At 33.7% G+C, this 20,719-nt stretch carries 14 protein-coding genes, 8 tRNA genes and 2 rRNA genes; 19 read left to right on the forward strand and 5 right to left on the reverse strand.

The annotated features are described in order from the left end of the window. Positions 1-192 precede the first annotated feature (192 nt). Genes ACJA23_RS00280 through ACJA23_RS00290 form a run of 3 tightly spaced genes read right to left on the reverse strand, consistent with a single transcriptional unit; the run spans position 193 to position 3,415 of the window. Positions 193-1,695 (reverse strand): energy-coupling factor transporter transmembrane component T, encoded by a 1,503-nt coding sequence (locus ACJA23_RS00280; RefSeq protein WP_406614206.1) that lies wholly within the window; start codon positions 1,693-1,695, stop codon positions 193-195. Continuing rightward, positions 1,695-2,624 carry an ATP-binding cassette domain-containing protein gene (locus ACJA23_RS00285; RefSeq protein ID WP_406614208.1) on the reverse strand — a complete coding sequence of 310 codons (930 nt, stop codon included), beginning with the start codon at positions 2,622-2,624 and terminating at the stop codon, positions 1,695-1,697. The genes ACJA23_RS00280 and ACJA23_RS00285 overlap by 1 nt, the downstream gene beginning before the upstream one ends. Beyond that, the gene (locus ACJA23_RS00290; protein WP_406614210.1) at positions 2,615-3,415 is read right to left on the reverse strand and encodes an energy-coupling factor transporter ATPase; all 801 of its coding nucleotides are present in this window, start codon (positions 3,413-3,415) and stop codon (positions 2,615-2,617) included. Before ACJA23_RS00290 ends, ACJA23_RS00285 begins: the two co-directional genes overlap by 10 nt. 91 nt (positions 3,416-3,506) lie before the next feature. On the opposite strand from ACJA23_RS00290, the gene uvrB reads away from it, so the two are divergent. The 6 genes from uvrB (at position 3,507) to rplS (ending at position 8,669) form a co-directional block, all read left to right on the forward strand. After that, positions 3,507-5,498: an excinuclease ABC subunit UvrB gene (uvrB, locus tag ACJA23_RS00295; RefSeq protein WP_406614212.1), complete on the forward strand. Its 1,992-nt coding sequence runs from the start codon at positions 3,507-3,509 to the stop codon at positions 5,496-5,498. A 112-nt stretch (positions 5,499-5,610) separates the two neighbouring features. Then, positions 5,611-5,919 carry a thioredoxin family protein gene (locus ACJA23_RS00300; protein WP_406614214.1) on the forward strand — a complete coding sequence of 103 codons (309 nt, stop codon included), beginning with the start codon at positions 5,611-5,613 and terminating at the stop codon, positions 5,917-5,919. Positions 5,920-6,159: 240 nt separating this feature from the next. After that, complete coding sequence (locus ACJA23_RS00305; protein WP_406614216.1) at positions 6,160-7,065, forward strand: Vmc-like lipoprotein signal peptide domain-containing protein; 906 nt, start codon at positions 6,160-6,162, stop codon at positions 7,063-7,065. 323 nt (positions 7,066-7,388) lie between these two features. Continuing rightward, positions 7,389-7,637, forward strand: a complete 249-nt coding sequence (rpsP, locus tag ACJA23_RS00310) for a 30S ribosomal protein S16 (RefSeq protein ID WP_406614217.1) — start codon at positions 7,389-7,391, stop codon at positions 7,635-7,637. Beyond that, the gene (trmD, locus tag ACJA23_RS00315) at positions 7,637-8,323 is read left to right on the forward strand and encodes a tRNA (guanosine(37)-N1)-methyltransferase TrmD (protein WP_406614219.1); all 687 of its coding nucleotides are present in this window, start codon (positions 7,637-7,639) and stop codon (positions 8,321-8,323) included. Before rpsP ends, trmD begins: the two co-directional genes overlap by 1 nt. Further along, positions 8,313-8,669, forward strand: coding sequence for a 50S ribosomal protein L19 (rplS, locus tag ACJA23_RS00320; RefSeq protein ID WP_406614221.1), 357 nt, complete (start codon positions 8,313-8,315; stop codon positions 8,667-8,669). The genes trmD and rplS overlap by 11 nt, the downstream gene beginning before the upstream one ends. Before the next feature lie 195 nt (positions 8,670-8,864). On the opposite strand, the gene ACJA23_RS00325 is transcribed toward rplS, so the two are convergent. Both ACJA23_RS00325 and ACJA23_RS00330 read right to left on the reverse strand, forming a co-directional pair. Beyond that, positions 8,865-10,232, reverse strand: coding sequence for a M17 family metallopeptidase (locus ACJA23_RS00325; protein WP_406614223.1), 1,368 nt, complete (start codon positions 10,230-10,232; stop codon positions 8,865-8,867). Between the two features lie 3 nt (positions 10,233-10,235). After that, positions 10,236-10,595 carry a YigZ family protein gene (locus tag ACJA23_RS00330; RefSeq protein WP_406614225.1) on the reverse strand — a complete coding sequence of 120 codons (360 nt, stop codon included), beginning with the start codon at positions 10,593-10,595 and terminating at the stop codon, positions 10,236-10,238. Between the two features lie 105 nt (positions 10,596-10,700). On the opposite strand from ACJA23_RS00330, the gene rpmB reads away from it, so the two are divergent. The 13 genes from rpmB (at position 10,701) to ACJA23_RS00395 (ending at position 20,669) form a co-directional block, all read left to right on the forward strand. Further along, positions 10,701-10,892, forward strand: a complete 192-nt coding sequence (gene rpmB / locus ACJA23_RS00335; protein ID WP_406614227.1) for a 50S ribosomal protein L28 — start codon at positions 10,701-10,703, stop codon at positions 10,890-10,892. Positions 10,893-11,269: 377 nt separating this feature from the next. Beyond that, a 16S ribosomal RNA gene (locus tag ACJA23_RS00340) occupies positions 11,270-12,775 on the forward strand. Between the two features lie 303 nt (positions 12,776-13,078). Further along, positions 13,079-15,962, forward strand: a 23S ribosomal RNA gene (locus tag ACJA23_RS00345). The 16S and 23S rRNA genes sit together here with 8 tRNA genes alongside, the layout of an rRNA operon. Before the next feature lie 246 nt (positions 15,963-16,208). Beyond that, positions 16,209-16,285, forward strand: a tRNA-Pro gene (locus ACJA23_RS00350). Positions 16,286-16,291: 6 nt separating this feature from the next. After that, positions 16,292-16,368, forward strand: a tRNA-Ala gene (locus ACJA23_RS00355). Between the two features lie 4 nt (positions 16,369-16,372). Further along, a tRNA-Met gene (locus ACJA23_RS00360) sits at positions 16,373-16,449 on the forward strand. A 39-nt stretch (positions 16,450-16,488) separates the two neighbouring features. Further along, a tRNA-Ile gene (locus ACJA23_RS00365) sits at positions 16,489-16,564 on the forward strand. 3 nt (positions 16,565-16,567) lie between these two features. Continuing rightward, positions 16,568-16,658 (forward strand) — tRNA-Ser (locus ACJA23_RS00370). A gap of 33 nt (positions 16,659-16,691) precedes the next feature. Continuing rightward, a tRNA-Met gene (locus tag ACJA23_RS00375) sits at positions 16,692-16,767 on the forward strand. Between the two features lie 4 nt (positions 16,768-16,771). Beyond that, a tRNA-Asp gene (locus ACJA23_RS00380) sits at positions 16,772-16,848 on the forward strand. A 5-nt stretch (positions 16,849-16,853) separates the two neighbouring features. Next, a tRNA-Phe gene (locus tag ACJA23_RS00385) sits at positions 16,854-16,929 on the forward strand. Between the two features lie 95 nt (positions 16,930-17,024). After that, positions 17,025-19,697 (forward strand): isoleucine--tRNA ligase, encoded by a 2,673-nt coding sequence (gene ileS, locus ACJA23_RS00390; RefSeq protein WP_406614229.1) that lies wholly within the window; start codon positions 17,025-17,027, stop codon positions 19,695-19,697. 18 nt (positions 19,698-19,715) lie between these two features. After that, positions 19,716-20,669 carry a signal peptidase II gene (locus tag ACJA23_RS00395; protein ID WP_406614231.1) on the forward strand — a complete coding sequence of 318 codons (954 nt, stop codon included), beginning with the start codon at positions 19,716-19,718 and terminating at the stop codon, positions 20,667-20,669. Positions 20,670-20,719: the final 50 nt, after the last annotated feature.

Consider the following 20,719-nt stretch of genomic DNA (forward strand, 5'->3'; position numbering starts at 1 on the left):
AATATAAAAAGGTTCATAATACTAGTAAATTGAATGAATAATTTAACTTTTTTAGCATAATGATTAAAAAAATGTTTTATAAATAATTTTTAAGTGTTATTTTTACTATTACACAGGATTATCCACTGCTTTGGTGTACTTAAAAAGTATAAAAAACCTAAAGCAATTTTATACTTTAGGCTTGTGTTTAAGTTAAATAATTCTAACAAATCAAATGTACTTAAAGTAAGTTGGTACATTACTTTTCAGAGGTGTAAAGAACTCGTTAAAATCAAATACGTTAGCTCAGTAAATTTTAGTTACAACATTTGTGTAAATAATTCCACCTAGAGCAGCCAACATAAAAATTAAAAGCATTCAGTCATATCATTTAAAGTTTAATTTTCTAAATTTAGTTCTTTTACCATATGGATCATATCCACGAGTTTCCATTGAGTTAGATAAATCTTCAGCTTTTGAGAATGAAGAAACAAATAGTGGGATAATCAAAGTTGTAAAAGCTACAATTTTATCCTTAAAGTGACCATTTTTAAAGTCAACCCCACGAGATGATTGAGCTTTCATAATTCTACTTGCTTCGTCTAATAAAGTTGGGATAAATCTAAGTGCAATAGAAATAATCATCGCAATAATATGAACTGGAATGAAAAATAATTTCAATGGTCATAAAACATCTTCGATAGCTTTTGTAAGCATTATTGGTCTAGTTGTATTTGTTAAAAGAGACATAACTAAAATCATAATGTAGATACGTAAAAATAACACAATAGTTCTTTGAATAATGTCTAAAGAAACACCATAAGCTGTGTTAAAAGCATATCTAAAACGACCATTTACAATCGAAACGAAGCTTTTTAAACCTGGACTTCAAGTTTGATTTTCTAGACTTTTTTGAATAAAGTTAGATAAATAAACCCTAGCATCATCGAATTCTTTATTTGCTAATAAAGCGTTATAAGTTTTTAAATCCTGAGCTTTTAAATTTAATAATTGATCTGGATTTCCATAAAAATATGTAGTACCAAAATCCGCTGATCCATTGTTAAATACATAGTAATTTCCGTTTGAAATTTCTTTTAATACTGAATAGTGGCTGTTACTACGAATTGCTCTTTGCAAGCTAATATCAAAGTTATTAAATTCAGATAAACCAATTCTAAGTCCTGGGTTATCAATTACAACTTTAGTTGAACCAGTTTCACTATCAACAAAAGTAGCATCTACATTTAAGGGGATAGTTACAGTATAAAAGGTTCTGCCATTTACTTCTTTAGCTACTGATTCTCAACCAAAATGGTTGACAATAGGTTCTCAAGAATTTTTAAAGCTTGCTTCTGAAATGTTAGGAATAATATTTCCATTGGCTGGCACTTCTTTACTATAAATTAATCAGAAGTATTCTGGAAAATAACGGTCATTAATAACATTTGAAAAATGCACTGTATACAAGTTAACAATAAATAAAATCAGTGTAATAAAGAAAGGGACTTTCATACCTTTAATGGTACTTGAAACCCTTTTGGAAACACACATGTGAGCGATCATTAGTGAAATTAAAAGGATACCTAATTGAATAAAAGAAGTGGCGATAAAAATAATAACGATAGTAATAATAGTTAAAATTAACTTTAATCTAGGGTCAATTTTATAAAGGAAACCATTACCAGGTATATAACGACCAAAAATACTCTTCATTATTCCTTCTTCCTTCTAGTGCGTTTTGTGCGCTTAAGTGTGTTTAAAAAAGTAGCTAGCTCTTCAATTGAAACTACTTTTGGAACATCAAGTCCGTTTTTTCTAAGTTTGTTAACAAACTCTAGTAATTTAGGGGGTTGTAAATTATTTTCCATTAAGCATTCGATGTCATTTAAAATTTCATATGGCTCATCGTCTTTGATTAAAACACCTTCTTTGAATAATAAAACTCTTTCACTACGTTCAAGAATGTTATCTAAATCATGTGTTACGTTAATAATAGTTTTACCTTGTTTGTGTAGGTCGTCTAAAATAGCTAAAATTTCTCTAACTCCAACTGGGTCTAAACCAGCTGTAGGTTCATCAACAATTAAAATATCAGGCTCAGCAGCTAATAAACCAGCTAAAGCAACACGACGTTTTTGCCCACCACTAAGCTCAAATGGGCTTCTTTGGTGTAACTCTTCTTTAATTCCAACTTTAATTAAACACTCTTTAGCTTTTTCGATAGCTTCAGCTTTTGGTACACCAAAAGCAATTGAAGCAAAAGAAACGTCTTCTAAAATTGTTGCCTTAAATAGTTGGTATTCCGCAAATTGGAAAGCGATTCCGATTTTTTTTCTTAAATTTTTAACATTTTTGATTTTTCTATTTTTCTCACCAGTGATTATTCTGGTCATTTCAGGAACTTTTTTCTTTTTCTTTTTATCATAAAGTTCGTTTCTGAAAATTCACTCAACAGTACCGCCATATGGGATTAAAAGTCCATTTAAATGTTCAATAAAAGTAGTTTTACCACTTCCGGTTGAACCGATAATTCCAACATATTCGCCTTGATTGATTTCGGTTGTAGCGTTTTTTAATCCTTCAAACTCTCAAGGAGTTTTTGGATTAAAAACATGTCTTAAATTACTGATTTTTATTTGCATAATTGTTCAATTAACACTTTCTCATCGTATGTTGGTTTTATTCCATCAAGCATAGTACTTAATTTATAAATAAAGGGCATATCAATTTTAGCTACATCGATAATGTCTTGGTTTTTTAGAATTTCTTCTGGTTTACCTTGAGCAATTAGTTCTCCACCTGCAAAAACTAAACACATATCAGCTAAAATTGCTTCGCCCATATCGTGAGTAATAGAAATTAGAGTTTTTTCTGGGTTGTCTTTTATAGTTTTGATAATCTCTAAAACTTGGGCTTTACCTTTTGGATCTAACATTGAAGTTACTTCATCAAAAATGATTACATCAGGGTCTAAAGCTAAAACAGAAGCAATTGCTACACGTTGTTTTTGACCACCAGATAAGCTAATTGGTTCACGTTCTAAAAATTTATCCATACCAACTAAACGAGCGTATTCGTCAATTTTAGCTTGCATTTCTTCTTGGGGAACACAGTTATTTTCTAAACCAAATGCGATATCATCAGCAACAGAAGAACCAACAAATTGGTTATCTGGGTTTTGGAAAATAATTCCAATTTTACGTCTAACCTGACGTAAAGTTTCCTTTGAATATTTGATGTTATCAACTAACAAGTTACCCATTTGAGGTTTAAGTAGTGCAACTAGTACTTTAGATAAAGTACTTTTACCACTACCATTATGACCTAAAATCGCTATATACTGACCTTTTTGGATGTGAAATGATATATTTTTTAGTGCTGGTCGCACATCATTTTCACGGTACTTGAATGTTATATTATTAACTTTAATCATATATATAAATTTTAATTTAAAAATGTATTTTAATAAGTGAATTTATATAAATAAATGGTATAAATGTGCGTTTTTCTTATATGATAATAGTATGCCCATTTTTAAACTAAAAGCTGATTATAAACCAAGTGGTGATCAACCTAAAGCGATAGCTAAAATTATTGAAAACATTGACCAAAAGGTTGAACAACAAGTTCTTTTAGGTGTTACAGGTAGTGGTAAGACTTATACAATAGCTAACGTTATAGCAAATTATGATCGACCTGTAATTGTTTTGTCTCACACCAAAACATTAGCTAGCCAGCTTTATAGTGAATTAAAAACCTTTTTCCCTGAAAATGCAGTGGAATATTTTGTTAGTTACTTTGATTATTATCGTCCAGAAGCTTATTTACCAAATACTGATACATATATTGAAAAAGACTCAAAAACTAACGAACAAATTGAAATTATGCGTTTAAGCGCTTTTAACTCATTACTTAATCGTAGAGATGTAATTGTAGTTGCTACAGTTAGTGCAATTTATGGAGCATTAAACCCAAATGTGTATCAAAATTCATTCCGTAGAATTTTTGTTTCACAAGAAATTTCACAGAAAAAGTTAATTCATGAACTAATAAATATTAATTACACTCGTAGTGATTTAGAAATTAAGCCTGGTATTTTTAGTGTAAAAGGAGATGTTGTAATTATTCAACCAGCTGATAAAGAGGATATTGCTGTTAGAGTTAGTTTTTTTGGTGATGAAATTGAAGATATTGCAATAATTGACCCACTAACTAAAGAAGTCAAAAGTAAAACTAATATTTATACTATTTCACCTGGATCTGAATATGCTACTGATAATGATGTTTATGGTCAAATAATTCCAAAAATTCAGCAAGAATTAATTTCTAGACTTATTGAATTTGAAAGTCAAAACAAACTTTTAGAAAAGCAACGTTTAGAACAAAGAGTTAAAAATGATATAGAAGACATGAAGGAATTTGGCTATTGTTCTGGGATTGAAAATTATAGTATGTACCTAGACGGTAGAGATTTTGGGCAAAGACCTTATACAATTTTAGATTTCTTCCCTCATGATTCATTAATGTTTATCGATGAATCACATATGTTTGTGCCTCAATTAAATGGTATGTACAAAGGTGATTTTTCTCGTAAAAATAACCTCGTAGAATATGGATTTAGATTACCTAGTGCTCTAGAAAATAGGCCACTAAAATTCAATGAATTTGAAAATGAATTTCATTTTCAAAAAATTTATATTTCAGCTACTCCTGGAGATTATGAGCTTGAACATGCTAAAGACTATGTTACAAAACTATATGTAAGACCAACTGGTTTAATAGATCCAGAAATTATTATAAAACCTACTAAAAACCAAATTGAAGATATTTATAATACTATTATTGAACAAAGAAAAACTGATTCAAGAACGATTATTTTAACTACTACCAAGAGGATGTCTGAAGAATTATCAGCTTATTTATTAGAAAGAAATATTAAAGCTGCTTATATCCACTCTGAACATAGTACTTTTGTTCGTAATGAAATTTTAAGAAAGTTAAGAATGGGTACTTATGAAGTTGTAATTGGAATCAATCTTCTTAGAGAAGGAATCGACTTACCTGAAGTTTCAAAAGTTATTATTTTAGATACGGATAAAGAAAGTTTTATGCGTGATTCAAGAAGTTTAATTCAGATCGTAGGTCGTGCTGCTAGAAATGTTAACGGACAAGCAATCTTATATGCTGATAAAATTACCACTAGCGTACAAAAATGTATTGATGATAACTTAGAAAAAAGAAAAATACAAAAACAATACAATTTAGAAAATAACATCACACCACAAACAATTATTAAGAAAATTCCAGAGCCCATTCAAGGGCATGATGTCATGAATGCTGTGGAATTACTATTAAATAAGTCACAAACTGGAAAAAATATGCCAAAAGAAACTAAAAAAGATAAACAAAAAGTGATTGATGAACTACGTGCTCAAATGAATCAAGCAGCTAAAGAGATGGATTATGAGCGTGCAATTGAGCTTAGAGATATAATTTTAGAATTACAGGCTAAGTAGAAAAAAGTAGCAATTTAGCTAAAAAATTAGATATTTTTAGATTTTTTGAAGTAAATTAACACATTTTACTATAAAATATAATTAACAATTATTTAATTAAGGAGATCAGATTATGATGCATAATTCAGATAAAAAATATGTAAGCGAACACTTAGGGGAAGGGTTAGAACTAGTTGTGTTCTATGCTGACTGATGCGGTCCATGTAATATGTTCAAAGAAACATTAGAACAATTAGTTAAAGAATACCCAACTATTAATGTTTACAGAGTAAACATCGATAATGATAGAGATTACGCACTAGAAATGGGTGTTTCAAATATTCCAGCTTATGCAATTTATAAAGACGGAAAAGTTGTTTCAAAACAAACTGGATACCGTCCATTACCTGCTTTAGTTGAATTATTAAAAGAATATATGTAATTCAAATACTAAAACCATCGTAAAATCAGCATAAACGCTGATTTTTATTTTAAAAAGTTTGCTTAAAATAGTTTGAGCTAACTAATAAGTTATAAATTTTACATTAACTAACTATTTTTCCAAGAAAAGTAATTTTTATATAAAAATTTCATTCAGATGGGCCATGATTTTATAGTGTTTTATAAACCTAATTTGTATTTAAGTTAAAATTAAGATATATAACAATTTTTAGGATCGAATATGAAGAAGAAATTTTTATTTTTACTAACAAGTGTAACAGCAACATTTCCATTAGTATCAATCGCTGCAGCATGTGGTGAAGAATCTAAAAAAGAAGAAAGTGCAGACAAGAAAGAAACTGATAAAAAAGTAGAAAACGAATCTGCAAAAGAATCTGAAAAAGCATCAGAAATGAAGCCGACAACCCCTAATACACCTTCGCCAGAGGAATTAGAAAGAAGAGCTAAAGTTGAAGCTCAAGCTTCACTGGATGCAGTTTTATCAGGAAAAGCAGATACATTGGCAAACTTTAGTTCTGATGTATCAGCATATGCAGCTATTAGAACAGCATTAGAGAACGCATATGCCGAAGCTACAAAAGTAAAAGATAATGCTTCAAGTACCTCAGAGCAACTAAAACAAGCAGAACAAAAATTAACTGAAACTGTAAATGCTCAATACACAGAAAGAGCAAAAAAAGCTGTGGATGCATATTTATCTCAACCTACAAATCACAACAACATTCCTAATTTATCATTATTACCTGATGGTACCCAAGCGTTAAAAGATGAAGCTGTAAATCCAGTAAGTAAAAGATTTAAATCACAAATTCACTGAGATTTCAAAACAGGAAACATATATGTTGAAAAAGCAGACAAATCTAAAGTGTTTATCATAAATACGGATACAAAAAAATATGGTGTAGCATTTGTGCAATTTGATAGATTGAAAACAAGAAATAACAAGCCATTTAACCATATCTCACTAGCGTATGATGAAGGTAACAAAACTGGAACAGCGAAAATTAAAATTATGCCATATGTTGAAAGCGAAAATGTTTATGAAGAAGGTGTTTCACCAAAAACATACACATTAACATTTAAATTGGGTGATAGTCCTTCGCTTACTGTTACTGCTTCAGAATAACTGAATCAGATCACTAATTATGTGTAAAGCATTGTCTTTACACATTTTTAATGCTATTTTTCTCAATTTTCAACACAAACTTAAAATCAATTCACACAATAAAATATCTTGTATAGAAATATTGTTTTCTACTTCATTTACCATTGATCTATTTATTGCATTTACACCTGAATTTTCCGATATTTAACATTTCATAAGTGTAAAGTAAAAGTGCTTGACACTTTTTTATATTTTTAGTTTTTAAATATTTTATTTCAGTTATAATCTTTTTACATAGCACTGTCAGGCGAAAGTGCTTGACACTTATAAAAGGAGGATTTTATATGGTAAAAATTAGATTAAAGAGAATGGGAAGCAAATTCAGACCAGTATACAAAATCGTTGCTGCTGATGCAAGAACACCAAGAGACGGAAAATTCATTGAAGCTTTAGGACACTACAACCCTTCAACAAAAGAACTTGTATTAAACAAAGAACAAACAGCTGCTTGATTAGCAAAAGGTGCACAACCAACAATCACAGTTTCAAACTTATTCAGAGCTAACAAACTAACTGCAGAACTTAAAAAATAATGAAATTTAACTTCTTAACCTTATTTCCTAATTATTTTGAGCCTTTGATTAATGAAAGTATTTTAAATAAAGCTATTCAAAAAGGTTTAGTGGAATTCAATGTTGTTGATTTTAGGGAGTTTAGTAAAAATAAGCACCGTAAAGTTGATGATGAAATTTTTGGTGGAGGTCATGGTTTACTATTACAAGTAGAACCGATCGATTTAGCACTAGAATCACTAGAAAACCGTGGTGGATATAAAATTTTAGTTTCACCTCAAGGTAAACCTTTTAATCAAAAGATTGCTCAAGAATTAACAAAACACTCTGAAATAACTTTTATCTGTGGTAGATACGAAGGGTTTGATGAAAGAGTAGTTTCGTTAGTTGATGAAGAATTATCAATTGGTGACTTTGTTTTAACTGGTGGTGAAATACCAGCTATGGCAATGACTGATAGCATTATTAGATTGCTACCAGGAGTTATTAAAGAAGAATCGCACCAATTTGATTCATTTCAAGGAGAAGGTTGATTAGATTATCCTCAATATACTCGACCTAGAGAATATAAAGGTATGAAAGTTCCTGAAGTATTATTTAGTGGTGACCACGCTAAAATACAGGAATGAAAATCAAAACAACAAATCGAAGTAACAAGACGTAAACGTCCTGATATTTATGAAAGGATAATGAAAAATGAGAAATAGACTTTTAGAGTTAGTTGAAAAATCACAATTAAGAACTGATTTAGTTGAATTTAAAACAGGTGATAATGTTAAAGTGCACGTTCGTATTCGTGAAGGTGAAAAAGAACGTATTCAGATTTTTGAAGGTTTAGTAATTTCTAAAAAAGAATCTGGAACAAGAGAAACTTTCACAGTTAGAAAAATTTCATACGGTGTTGGAGTTGAAAGAGTTTTCGCATTAAACTCACCATTAATCGCTCACATCGAAGTTGTTCGTTCAAATAAAGTTCGTAGACAAAGACTATACTTCATGAGAGACCGTAAAGGTAAAAGTGCTCGTCTTAAAGAAATCAAAAGAAGCAAATAATTTCTTCCCTTTATTTCACACCACGTTTTGTGGTGTTTTTTTTAATTAAATGCTATTATAAAGGCTTTTGTTTATCAGGATTACTAACACAAACAATATATATATATATATATATATATATCAAACGCCAGCTGCATGAATTTTAAAATTTATAAAAAAATGTGCTCCTACCGTATAGGAGCACATAAAATATATTTATTTAAATGATTCGAGTGCAAATTCGACTAATGTCGGAATTAAAACACCTTGTGGTTCACCGCTTACATCTGCAGTTCCTGCCACATCGCAATGGATATAGTCGACATTATTAGTAAATTCTTTTAAAAACATCGCAGCTTGTGAAAAATCAGGTCTAACGGTTTTAGATCAGTTTAATAAATCAGCAACTTTTGATGATTTATTACCTTTGTTATAGTCCTCATGCATTGGCATTCTTCAAATTTTTTCTCTGGTTTTAATAGCACTTTGGTTAAAAGTATCTCATTTTTTATCATTTGTTGATCACACACCTGTATATGTATTACCTAGTGCTGCTAAAATAGCACCAGTTAAAGTTGCTACATCAACTAAAGTTGTGGCATTTAATTTTGTAGCAGCATAGGTTAATCCATCTGCTAATACTAAACGACCTTCAGCATCTGTATCTGCTACTTCGACTCATTTACCACTCATAGATTGGTAAATGTTTTGAGGTAATGATGCATCATTATTGATTCTATTATCTGTTATACACATAACTGCGCTAACATTTACCTTTGCTTTTAGTTGCGCTAATGTTTTTACAGCATAAGCCACAATCACACTTCCAGACATATCGAATTTCATTCCATCCATATGATAACCTTTAGTATTAACACCACCAGTATCAAAAGTGATACCTTTACCCACAAATGAAATATGTTCATTTGAATCTGGATTTCCGTTATATGTAGCAACTAAAACTCTTGGTTCATGTGTACTACCTTTATTAACTGATAAAAGTAAGTTCATACCTAAAGCTTGAATTTCATGTTTTGTTAGTGTTTTTACTTGTAAATTCGGTATAGCTGATAGATCTTCAGCAACTTGAGCTGCAAGCATTTCTGAATTTAAGAAATTTTCTGGCATAATTTGAAAATCTCTTGCTTTGTTTATATTAGTTGCTAGTAATTTTAACTTTTCAATGTGCTTTTCTAGTTGTGTAGATTGAGTTGCAAAATAAATATCAATATTAAATTCTTTATCATCTTTTGCTTCGTTTGTTTTCTTAAATAATTTTGCAGTTGCAAAATAAGCTTTTAAGATTAATAATTGAGCTACATTATAGATATCTAAATTATTAGTAACAAAACTTTCAGCATCAACACAATAATTATGTTCCAAATTAGCAAAAAAGTTTAAAGCGATATTTTGCAATTCGTCATAGTTTGCTTTTTTAGCTTCAATATATAAGTAAGCTACATTATTGGTAAAATCGTGAGTGATTTTACCGTGTTTTTTAGCAACAAAGTTCGGAAAATCAGTGTTTTCATAAGCTGCTTTTAGCAGAAAGTTATCAGTTTTATTAAATGTAATTTGAATCATTAACTACCTCTGGATGTTATTTAAATGTAAATTAATCACTTCGTTTGCACATTCACGATATGCTCTAGTTAACCCACCTGCACCAAGTTTTATTCCACCGAAATATCTAGCAACAATTACAATGGTATTTGTAATTTTTTTTAATTGCATTAAAGAATAAATCGCTTTACCAGCAGTTCCTTTTGGTTCGCCATCATCACTAAAGCCTGCTGACGTATTTGTAAAATAAGCATAACAAACATGCCTATCATTTTCTTTTTGCCTGATAAATTCAACATATTCTTTAGCTTGCTGTTCATTTTCGATGTTGACACAATAACCGATAAAGCGTGATTTTTTTACAATTATTTCGTTTTTAGTCATTTCATAAAATTATATAGATTTGATAATATTTTTGCTATAATTTCATAGCTTTATATTTAAAACTATAAAAATTAGCTAATTATAATATAGAAAGGAATATAACATATGTCAAGAAAAGATTATGTTACCGGAAAAGGGCCACAATCGGGTAACACACGTTCACACGCTATGAATGCGTCAAGAAGAAAATTCAATGTTAACTTACAAAAAGTTACAATCATTGAAAACGGACGTCCAAAAAGAGTTAGAGTAAGTGCTAAAACCTTAAAAACTCTTAAAACAAAAGGTATGATTTAGTATTTACAGTTCATACATCGAATAATAATTTATTAAGCTAAAGATGTATAATCTTGAAATCATATAGTTCACAGGGTATTATCCTGTGATTTTTTATTTTTCCAAATACCTTAATTACAATACAGAAGTCTATAAAGCTCTGTTTGATAAAAAGGCTACTATATTAATATAGTCAAATTTATTGATATTAAAAAACATAAAATTTTTAGTTAAAAGTTATTTTTTTAGTGTAAAATGTATTTTGCGAAACATAAGCCCTGAAATAAAAAATAATAAAAAAGATTTTGATATTAATTATTTTAGGCTATAATAATTTAGCAAACCAAAATTTATAAAGTTCTTTGAAAACTAGATATATACAATACATGACAGTCAATTTTTTCGAGAGTTTGATCCTGGCTCAGGATGAACGCTGGCTGTGTGCCTAATACATGCATGTCGAGCGAAGTCTTCGGACTTAGCGGCGAATGGGTGAGTAACACGTACTTAACATGCCTTTCAGATTGGGATAACGCTGAGAAATTAGCGCTAATACCGGATACTTATATTTATCGCATGATAGATATATAAAAGGGGGGGTTTCCCTCACTGGAAGATTGGGGTGCGTAACATTAGCTAGTTGGTAAGGTAATGGCTTACCAAGGCGATGATGTTTAGCGGGGTTGAGAGACTGATCCGCCACACTGGGACTGAGATACGGCCCAGACTCCTACGGGAGGCAGCAGTAGGGAATTTTCCACAATGGGCGAAAGCCTGATGGAGCGACACAGCGTGCAGGAGGAAGGCCTTCGGGTTATAAACTGCTGTTATAAGGGAAGAAAAAGTAGGTTAGGAAATGAACTTACCTTGACGGTACCTTGTCAGAAAGCAACGGCTAACTATGTGCCAGCAGCCGCGGTAATACATAGGTTGCAAGCGTTATCCGGAATTATTGGGCGTAAAGCGTCTGTAGGTTGTGTGTTAAGTCTGGCGTCAAAACTTGGGGCTCAACCCCAAATCGCGTTGGATACTGGCATACTAGAATTGTGTAGAGGTTAGCGGAATTCCTAGTGAAGCGGTGAAATGCGTAGATATTAGGAAGAACACCAACTTGGCGAAGGCAGCTAACTGGGCACATATTGACACTGAGAGACGAAAGCGTGGGGAGCAAACAGGATTAGATACCCTGGTAGTCCACGCTGTAAACGATGATGATTAGCTAATGGAATCCATTGGCGCAGCTAACGCATTAAATCATCCGCCTGAGTAGTATGCTCGCAAGAGTGAAACTTAAAGGAATTGACGGGGACTCGCACAAGCGGTGGAGCATGTGGTTTAATTTGAAGATACGCGTAGAACCTTACCCACTCTTGACATCTTCCGCAAAGCTATAGAGATATAGTGGAGGTCAACGGAATGACAGATGGTGCATGGTTGTCGTCAGCTCGTGTCGTGAGATGTTCGGTTAAGTCCTGCAACGAGCGCAACCCTTTTCCTTAGTTAGATCAACTGAGGGATACTGCCGGAGTAATCCGGAGGAAGGTGGGGACGACGTCAAATCATTATGCCTCTTACGAGTGGGGCAACACACGTGCTACAATGGACGGTACAAAGAGACGCAATACGGCGACGTGGAGCAAATCTCAAAAAACCGTTCTCAGTTCGGATTGTAGTCTGCAACTCGACTACATGAAGTCGGAATCGCTAGTAATCGTAGAATTAGCTACGCTACGGTGAATACGTTCTCGGGTCTTGTACACACCGCCCGTCACACCATGGGAGCTGGTAATGCCCGAAGTCGGTTTTGTTAACTACGGAGACAACTGCCTAAGGCAGGACTGGTGACTGGGGTGAAGTCGTAACAAGGTATCCCTACGAGAACGTGGGGATGGATTACCTCCTTTCTACGGAGTACAATAATCGTTCTTACGATGATACAACCTTAACAAGACTATTTCATATTTAATTATTTAAGCGTCATGTACAAAGTTAATAGTCCTTTGATATATCTAGTTTTGAGAGAACTTTCTCTCTTAATGTTCTTTGAAAACTGAATAGTAAAGATATTACAACGACATCAAATTGTAAATAAATTAATAAAATGGTTAATTTGTTTTGATATTGATACCGAGTAATTATTATGTAAAAATAATAATTTATTGAAATGTCTTTGAATATACATCAACAATAGGTCATATTGTTACAACTTTTAAATAAGTAAGAGTTTGTGGTGGATGCCTTGGGTCTGGAAGTCGATGAAGGACGCGATTACCTGCGATAAGCCTCGTGGAGCTGGATATGAGCTACGAAACGGGGATTTCCGAATGGGGGAACCTAACTAGAGTAATTTCTAGTTGCTATATTCTGAATACATAGGAATATTTGCGAGACACGTTGTGAACTGAAACATCTTAGTAGCAACAGGAAGAGAAAATAAATAATGATTCCATTAGTAGCGGCGAGCGAAATTGGAAGAGCCCAAACCACGATTTAGTGGGGTTGTAGGACTATCTACACGAAGTTACAAAATTATGATATAGCAGAATAAGTTGGGAAACTTAAGCATAGAAGGTGATACTCCTGTATGCGAAATGTCATAATCTTCTGATAGTATCCTGAGTAGGGCGAGGCACGTGAAACCTTGTCTGAATCTGCCGGGACCATCCGGTAAGGCTAAATACTAACCAGACACCGATAGCGAACTAGTACCGTGAGGGAAAGGTGAAAAGAACCCTGAAAAGGGAGTGAAATAGATTCTGAAACCACTTACTTACAAGTAGTCAGAGCGCGTTAATGCGTGATGGCGTACATCTTGCAGTATGGACCGGCGAGTTATGTTAACATGCGAGGTTAAGTAGAAAAAGTGGAGCCGTAGAGAAATCGAGTCTGAATAGGGCGTCTAGTATGTTGACATAGAACCGAAACCATGCGATCTATCCATGAGCAGGCTGAAGCTTGGTTAACCCCAAGTGGAGGGCCGAACCGTAGTACGCTGAAAAGTGCCCGGATGACTTGTGGATAGCGGAGAAATTCCAATCGAACTTGGAGATAGCTGTTTCTCTCCGAAATAGCTTTAGGGCTAGCGTCTGATGTTAAACTTTGGTGGTAGAGCACTGAATATGGAATGGCCGCGCCTAGCGGTACTGACTATAATCAAACTCCGAATACCATTGTGTATTATCAGGCAGTTGGAACCGGGGTGCTAACGTCCCGGCTCGCGAGGGCAACAACCCAGATCGATCAGCTAAGGTCCCAAAATTGTGTTAAGTCAGAAAGGTTGTGTGATTTCATAAACAACTAGGAGGTTGGCTTAGAAGCAGCCATCCTTTAAAGAGTGCGTAATAGCTCACTAGTCAAGAGATCATGCGCCAATAATTTAACGGGAGTAAAACACAATACCGAAGCTATGGGTATGAAAATACGTTAGGAGAGCGTTCTAAGTGCGGCGAAGTCAGACCGTGAGGACTGGTGGAGCGCTTAGAAGTGAGAATGCCGGTATGAGTAACGATTCGTGGTGAGAATCCACGACGCCTATTGGGAAAGGTTTCCTGGGCAAGGTTCGTCCACCCAGGGTTAGTCAGGACCTAAGGAGAGGCCGAAAGGTGTATCCGATGGACAACAGGTTAATATTCCTATACTAGCGTAAATAAGTGATGGAGTGACGGAGAAGGAGAGCACTACCTATTATTGGATTTAGGGGTAAGTGCAAAGTGGTGAGTATAGTTAAATGCGTACTCTAATACTACAATGTACGATGCATAGCACTTTTGTGCGAATTGTGTGGCTTCATGCTTCCTAGAAAAGCTTCTAAGCGTTATAAAATTTATGCTACCTGTACCGAGAACGGACACACGTTCCCAAGATGAGTATTCTAAGGCGAGCGAGAAAACCAACGTTAAGGAACTCTGCAAAATTACCCTGTAAGTTCGCGAGAAAGGTGCCATCCCTAAAAAGATGGCCACAGTAATTGTGAGGGGCAACTGTTTATCAAAAACACAGCTCTCTGCTAAACCGTAAGGTGATGTATAGGGGGTGAAGCCTGCCCAGTGTCCGAAGGTTAAGCGGATGCGTTAGCTTTATGCGAAGCGTTGAAGTGAAGCCCGGATGAACGGCGGCCGTAACTATAACGGTCCTAAGGTAGCGAAATTCCTTGTCGGCTAAATACTGACCTGCACGAAAGGCGCAATCATCTTCAACCGTCTCAACGTTGGACTCGGTGAAATTATGGTCCAGTGAAAACGCTGGTACCCGCATCAAGACGAAAAGACCCCATGGAGCTTTACTACAACTTCGTATTGGAACTTGGCCTAACATGTGTAGGATAGGTGGGAGACATTGATTTTGAGGCGCTAGCCTCAGAGGAGTCGCCGTTGAAATACCACCCTTGGTATGTTGAGTTTCTAACCTGCTACCGTTATCCGGTAGGGGGACAGTGCGTGGTGGGTAGTTTGACTGGGGCGGTCGCCTCCTAAAAGGTAACGGAGGCGTTCAAAGGTACACTCAATACGGTCAGAAACCGTATGCAGAGCGCAAAGGTAGAAGTGTGCTTAACTGCGAGACCTACAAGTCGAGCAGGTGCGAAAGCAGGACTTAGTGATCCGGCTATACGTTATGGAACGGTAGTCGCTCAACGGATAAAAGTTACCCTGGGGATAACAGGCTTATCTTGCCCAGAGATCACATCGACGGCAAGGTTTGGCACCTCGATGTCGGCTCATCGCATCCTGGAGCTGGAGTCGGTTCCAAGGGTTTGGCTGTTCGCCAATTAAAGCGGTACGCGAGCTGGGTTCAGAACGTCGTGAGACAGTTCGGTCCCTATCTGATGTGGGCGTTGGAATATTGATGAGAGCTGCTCTTAGTACGAGAGGACCGGAGTGGACGTACCGCTGGTGTTCCAGTTGTTTCGCCAGAAGCACAGCTGGGTAGCTAAGTACGGAAAGGATAATCGCTGAAAGCATCTAAGTGGGAAGCTTCCTCAGAGATGAGTATTCCCTTGAAATTCCTTGTAGACGACGAGGTTGATAGGATGGAAGTGTACGTGTGGTAACACATTTAGCTGACCATTACTAATAAATTGATAGGTTTAAAAGTTGAAATGTATATTCAGACATTTTAATGAATTATTATTTACTATTCAGTTTTGAAAGAACATTGCCCAAGAGGGCTTTTTTTATGGGTGTATCAAAATATATACCAATATATTAGATATAAAAAAACTCAAAAAAAGTTTTATGTTTTTTCGAAATGTGTTATACTATTATCACGAAAGCAAGAGAAAAAACTTTTTATTTCGTAAAACTAAATTAAAAAAGTGTAAAAGTATAAAAAATATGATGTGGAGAAGTAGCTCAGTTTGGTAGAGCACTACATTTGGGCTGTAGTGGTCGCAGGTTCAAATCCTGTCTTCTTCACCATTTAATGGGGGGTTAGCTCATTTGGCTAGAGCGCCTGCCTTGCACGCAGGAGGTGGTGGGTTCGAATCCCATACTCTCCACCATTATGGCACTGTAGCTCAGTTGGTTAGAGCATCCGGTTCATACCCGGAAGGTCATGAGTTCGAATCTCATCGGTGCTACCATTTCTAAAATTATTAAAATAATTCTATTACTTGGGCTTTGGACCTATAGCTCAACGGTTAGAGCAACCGGCTCATAACCGGTTGGCTACAGGTTCGAATCCTGTTAGGTCCACCATGTGGGTGATTACCCAAGAGGCTGAAGGGACTAGTCTTGAAAACTAGCAGGGGCTTCACGGCCCGCGGGGGTTCAAATCCCTCATCACCCGCCAAAATACAGGTAACTCAATAATAGATCTACATATAGCGGAATGGAGCAGTCGGTAGCTCGTCGGGCTCATAACCCGAAGGTCGTAGGTTCGAGTCCTGCTTCCGCAACCAATATGGTCCAGTGGTAAAGTGGTTTAATACGCCTCCCTGTCACGGAGGAGAACGCGGGTTCGATCCCCGTCTGGACCGCCATTTATGGCCTCGTAGCTCAGTTGGTAGAGCAACAGATTGAAGCTCTGTGTGTCACTGGTTCGATCCCGGTCGAGGCCACCAAAAAATTATTCTATTTTGTTAGCTATCTGGTTAATAAAATAGAGTAATTTTTTTATTTTTTATATAATTAAATAAATATATTTTGAAAGGAAAATATGGATTATAAAAATACACTAAACATGCCTAAAACAGATTTTGAAATGAGGGCTAATTTAACAAATAAAGAACCTGTATTTAGAGACAAATGAATTCAAGATAAAATTTATCAATTAGTTTTAGAAAAAAACAAAAATAACGATAAATTTATTTTACATGATGGTCCTCCGTATGCTAACGGTGATTTACATGTTGGGCACGCCTTAAACAAAATTTTAAAAGACATTATTGTTAGATATAAATCATTGCGTGGTTTTTATAGTCCATTTGTTCCTGGATGAGATACACATGGTTTACCAATAGAACACAGAATGCTGCAAGAGGCAAATCAAAATAAGAATCAATTAGAACCAAGTGAATTGAGAAAAAAAGCACGTGAATACGCTTTAAAACAAATTGTTAATCAAAAAGAACAATTTAAAACTTTACAAATGTTTAGCGATTTTGAAAAAATATATGTAACTTTAGATACTAATTATGTTGCTAAACAATTAGAAGTATTTAAAAAAATGGTTTTAGATGGTTTAGTTTATAAAGGTCTAAAACCAGTCTTTTGATCTCCTACAAGTCAAAGTGCATTAGCTGAAGCTGAAGTTGAATATGAAGATGTTAAAAGTCCATCTATTTATGTTTCATTGCCAATTGTAAAGTCAGATTTGGATAAATTACCAGTTGGTACAAATTTAGTTATTTGAACAACAACACCTTGAACTTTACTTGCTAATGCTGGAGTTGCGGTTGGAGAAAGCTTACTATATCTGGTTGTTAAACATAATGACAATCACTATGTGATTTCAGAAGATTTAATAGACACAATTAATGATAAATTTGGTTGAAATAATGAATATCAAATTATTAATAAATTCAAAGGTTCAGAAGTTATTGATAAAAATATTATTTACCATACTCCAATCTTAAAACATGAAGCTCCTTTAATTATTGGTCATCACGTTACAAGTGAAAGTGGGACTGGATTAGTTCATATAGCACCATTATTCGGTGAGGATGACTTTAAGATTGGTCAAAGTCATAAACTTGAATTTATTATGCATATTAGTGATACTGGTCATGTTGAAAATACTAATACACAATTTGATGGTATGTTCTATATGGATGCAAATAAAGAAATTAGTGCATTTTTAGGTGATAAGTTGTTAAAATTTGAATGATTTAAACACTCATACCCACATGATTGAAGAACTCATCAACCGATTATTTTCCGTGGAACTCCTCAATGATTTGTTTCAATTGATAAAATTAGAAAACAAATTGTAAATCAAATACAAGATAATGTTAAAACCTATCCAGATTGAGCTAAAAACCGTTTAATTCAAATGATTGAGGGAAGACATGACTGAACTATCTCAAGACAAAGAACTTGAGGTGTACCAATTATTATCTTCTACAATAAAGATAAAGAAATAGTAGCTAATAGTGAAACCTTTGATTATGTAATTGATTTAGTTAAAAAACATAGTATTGAAATTTGATGGGAATGAGAAACAGATCAATTATTACCAGAAAAATACCGTAATCAAGGATTTACTCGTGAAATGGACATTATGGACGTTTGATTTGATTCTGGCGTTTCTTCTATTGCAGTTGATATTGATAAAGGAATCGAAAGTCCATATGACCTATATTTAGAAGGTGTTGATCAGTATCGTGGTTGATTTAACTCATCAATTATAAATTCAGTAGCATACAAAGGTGTAGCACCATATCAAAACTTAATTTCACATGGTTTTGTTTTAGACGGAAAAGGTCAAAAGATGTCTAAATCAAAAGGGAATATTATTTCACCACAAGAAGTAGTTTCTCAACGTGGAGCTGAAATCTTACGTTTATGAGTAGCAAATAGTGAATATTCAAATGACATCAATATTTCCAATGAAATTCTGGATCAAAATACCGAAATTTATCGGAAATTTAGAAATACTATAAAATATTTATTGGGTAATCTCGGTGATTATACTTATAGGAATGTCGAACGAACTGGAATTCATTTATATATTCAAGAAAATCTTAAAAACATCAAACAAATTGTTTTAGAGGCTTATGATGAGTTTAAGTTTATTAATGTGATTAAGCACTTAAATAATTACATAGTCGATTTATCTGCTTTTTATCTTTCGATAATTAAAGATATAATATATATTAGAAGAGTAAATGATTCAGAAAGACAAATGGTTTTAGCTAATTTATATGAAATTACTGAATTTCTACTTTTAGCTATTGCTCCGTTCTTACCAACCACTGCCGAAGAAGCTTACAAATATCTTAATAAGCAAAATAAAGTTGCATCAATTATGTTAGAAGACTTTAGTGCAATTTCAACAAACGAAATAAACTATAAACTATTGGACCAGTATAAAGAATTTTTTGCTTTAAGAAACAAAGTCAATATTTTAATAGAAGCTGAAATTAAAAACGGCAATGTAAAAAGATCAAATGAGTTAGAATTAACGTTAGAAAATCCTTCTGAATTCATCCGTTCATTAGATCTAAAAACTTTATTAATGGTAGGAAAAGTAACATACGGTTCAACCACAAGTGTCATGCGTTTTGAATCGTTAAAATGTCAACGTTGTTGAAACCATTATGAAGCAAACCAAATGATTAATGATTTGTGTTGTGAATGTTCATTAATTATTAAGGAATTACAAAATTAAAACTAGTAGGTTCATTTTATGAAACAAAAATTAACTTTATCGAATAAATTCGACAATTTTAAGGCAAGAGTTAAGAAAGATTTAACTAAAATCTTAACTGCATACTTTATTTTATTATTAGTTGCCTTCGTTTTCTTATTAATCGATGCATTAACTAAACAAGCATTCTTTAATGTAAACTCAGAAACTATTCAAGGAAAAGTGTTAACTTCAACACCATGAATTCCTGTTCCAAGTGACAGCAATTTAGCTGGAGCAAACAATTTATCATACCCTCTTGATTATGTTGTTAAATTAAGAGCTAACAGCGCACAAACAATTCAAAATAACACAGACTTTTTAGCTATCCGCTCAATTTGACATGGTGGAGTTACTGTTTTACCATTTATTCAAGCTGACCAAGCTAATATATACCTTATTCATTTCTTAAGTTTTGCATTTGTATTAGTTGCTATTATTGCTCCTTTATTTATCCAAAACTACCGTACAATATTTGCAATTGGATTAGGTTTAGTGGTAGCTGGAAGTTTAGGAAACGAAATTGATAGAATCGATTACCATGGATACGTACGTGATATCTTCTATATGCCTTTCTACGAAAGTTGAACAGGTAAATCAGTTGGTACATTTAACTTCGCTGATGTATCTATTTATGCAGCTATTGGTGTATTAATGTTAGGATTTATATTACTAGCTGTTAAAGAAGCAAGATTAGCACACCAAAGAAGTTTAGCAAAACAAAAAGATACAACTGAAATTGATAACCAATTATTAGCTCAACTAAAAAGTGGCCAAGCTTTAGCAGTTGCATCAACAAGCCAAAATGCTTTAGACTTAGAAAAAGTATCAACAACAGAAATTATTAACTTATCTAAACAAACTGCTGCTAAAAAACCAAATTCAGAATTTGACTGAAACTTCATTGTGGATGTTGAAACTTCAAAAGAACTTTGAAATTCATTAAATAAATAAAAAAGGGGGTCTCCCTTTTTTATTTATTTTTTTAAATCCTTAAATTAAAA

This window comes from Mycoplasma corogypsi, assembly GCF_045276875.1.
Taxonomy (GTDB): Bacteria; Bacillota_I; Bacilli_A; order Mycoplasmatales; family Metamycoplasmataceae; genus Mycoplasmopsis; species Mycoplasmopsis corogypsi.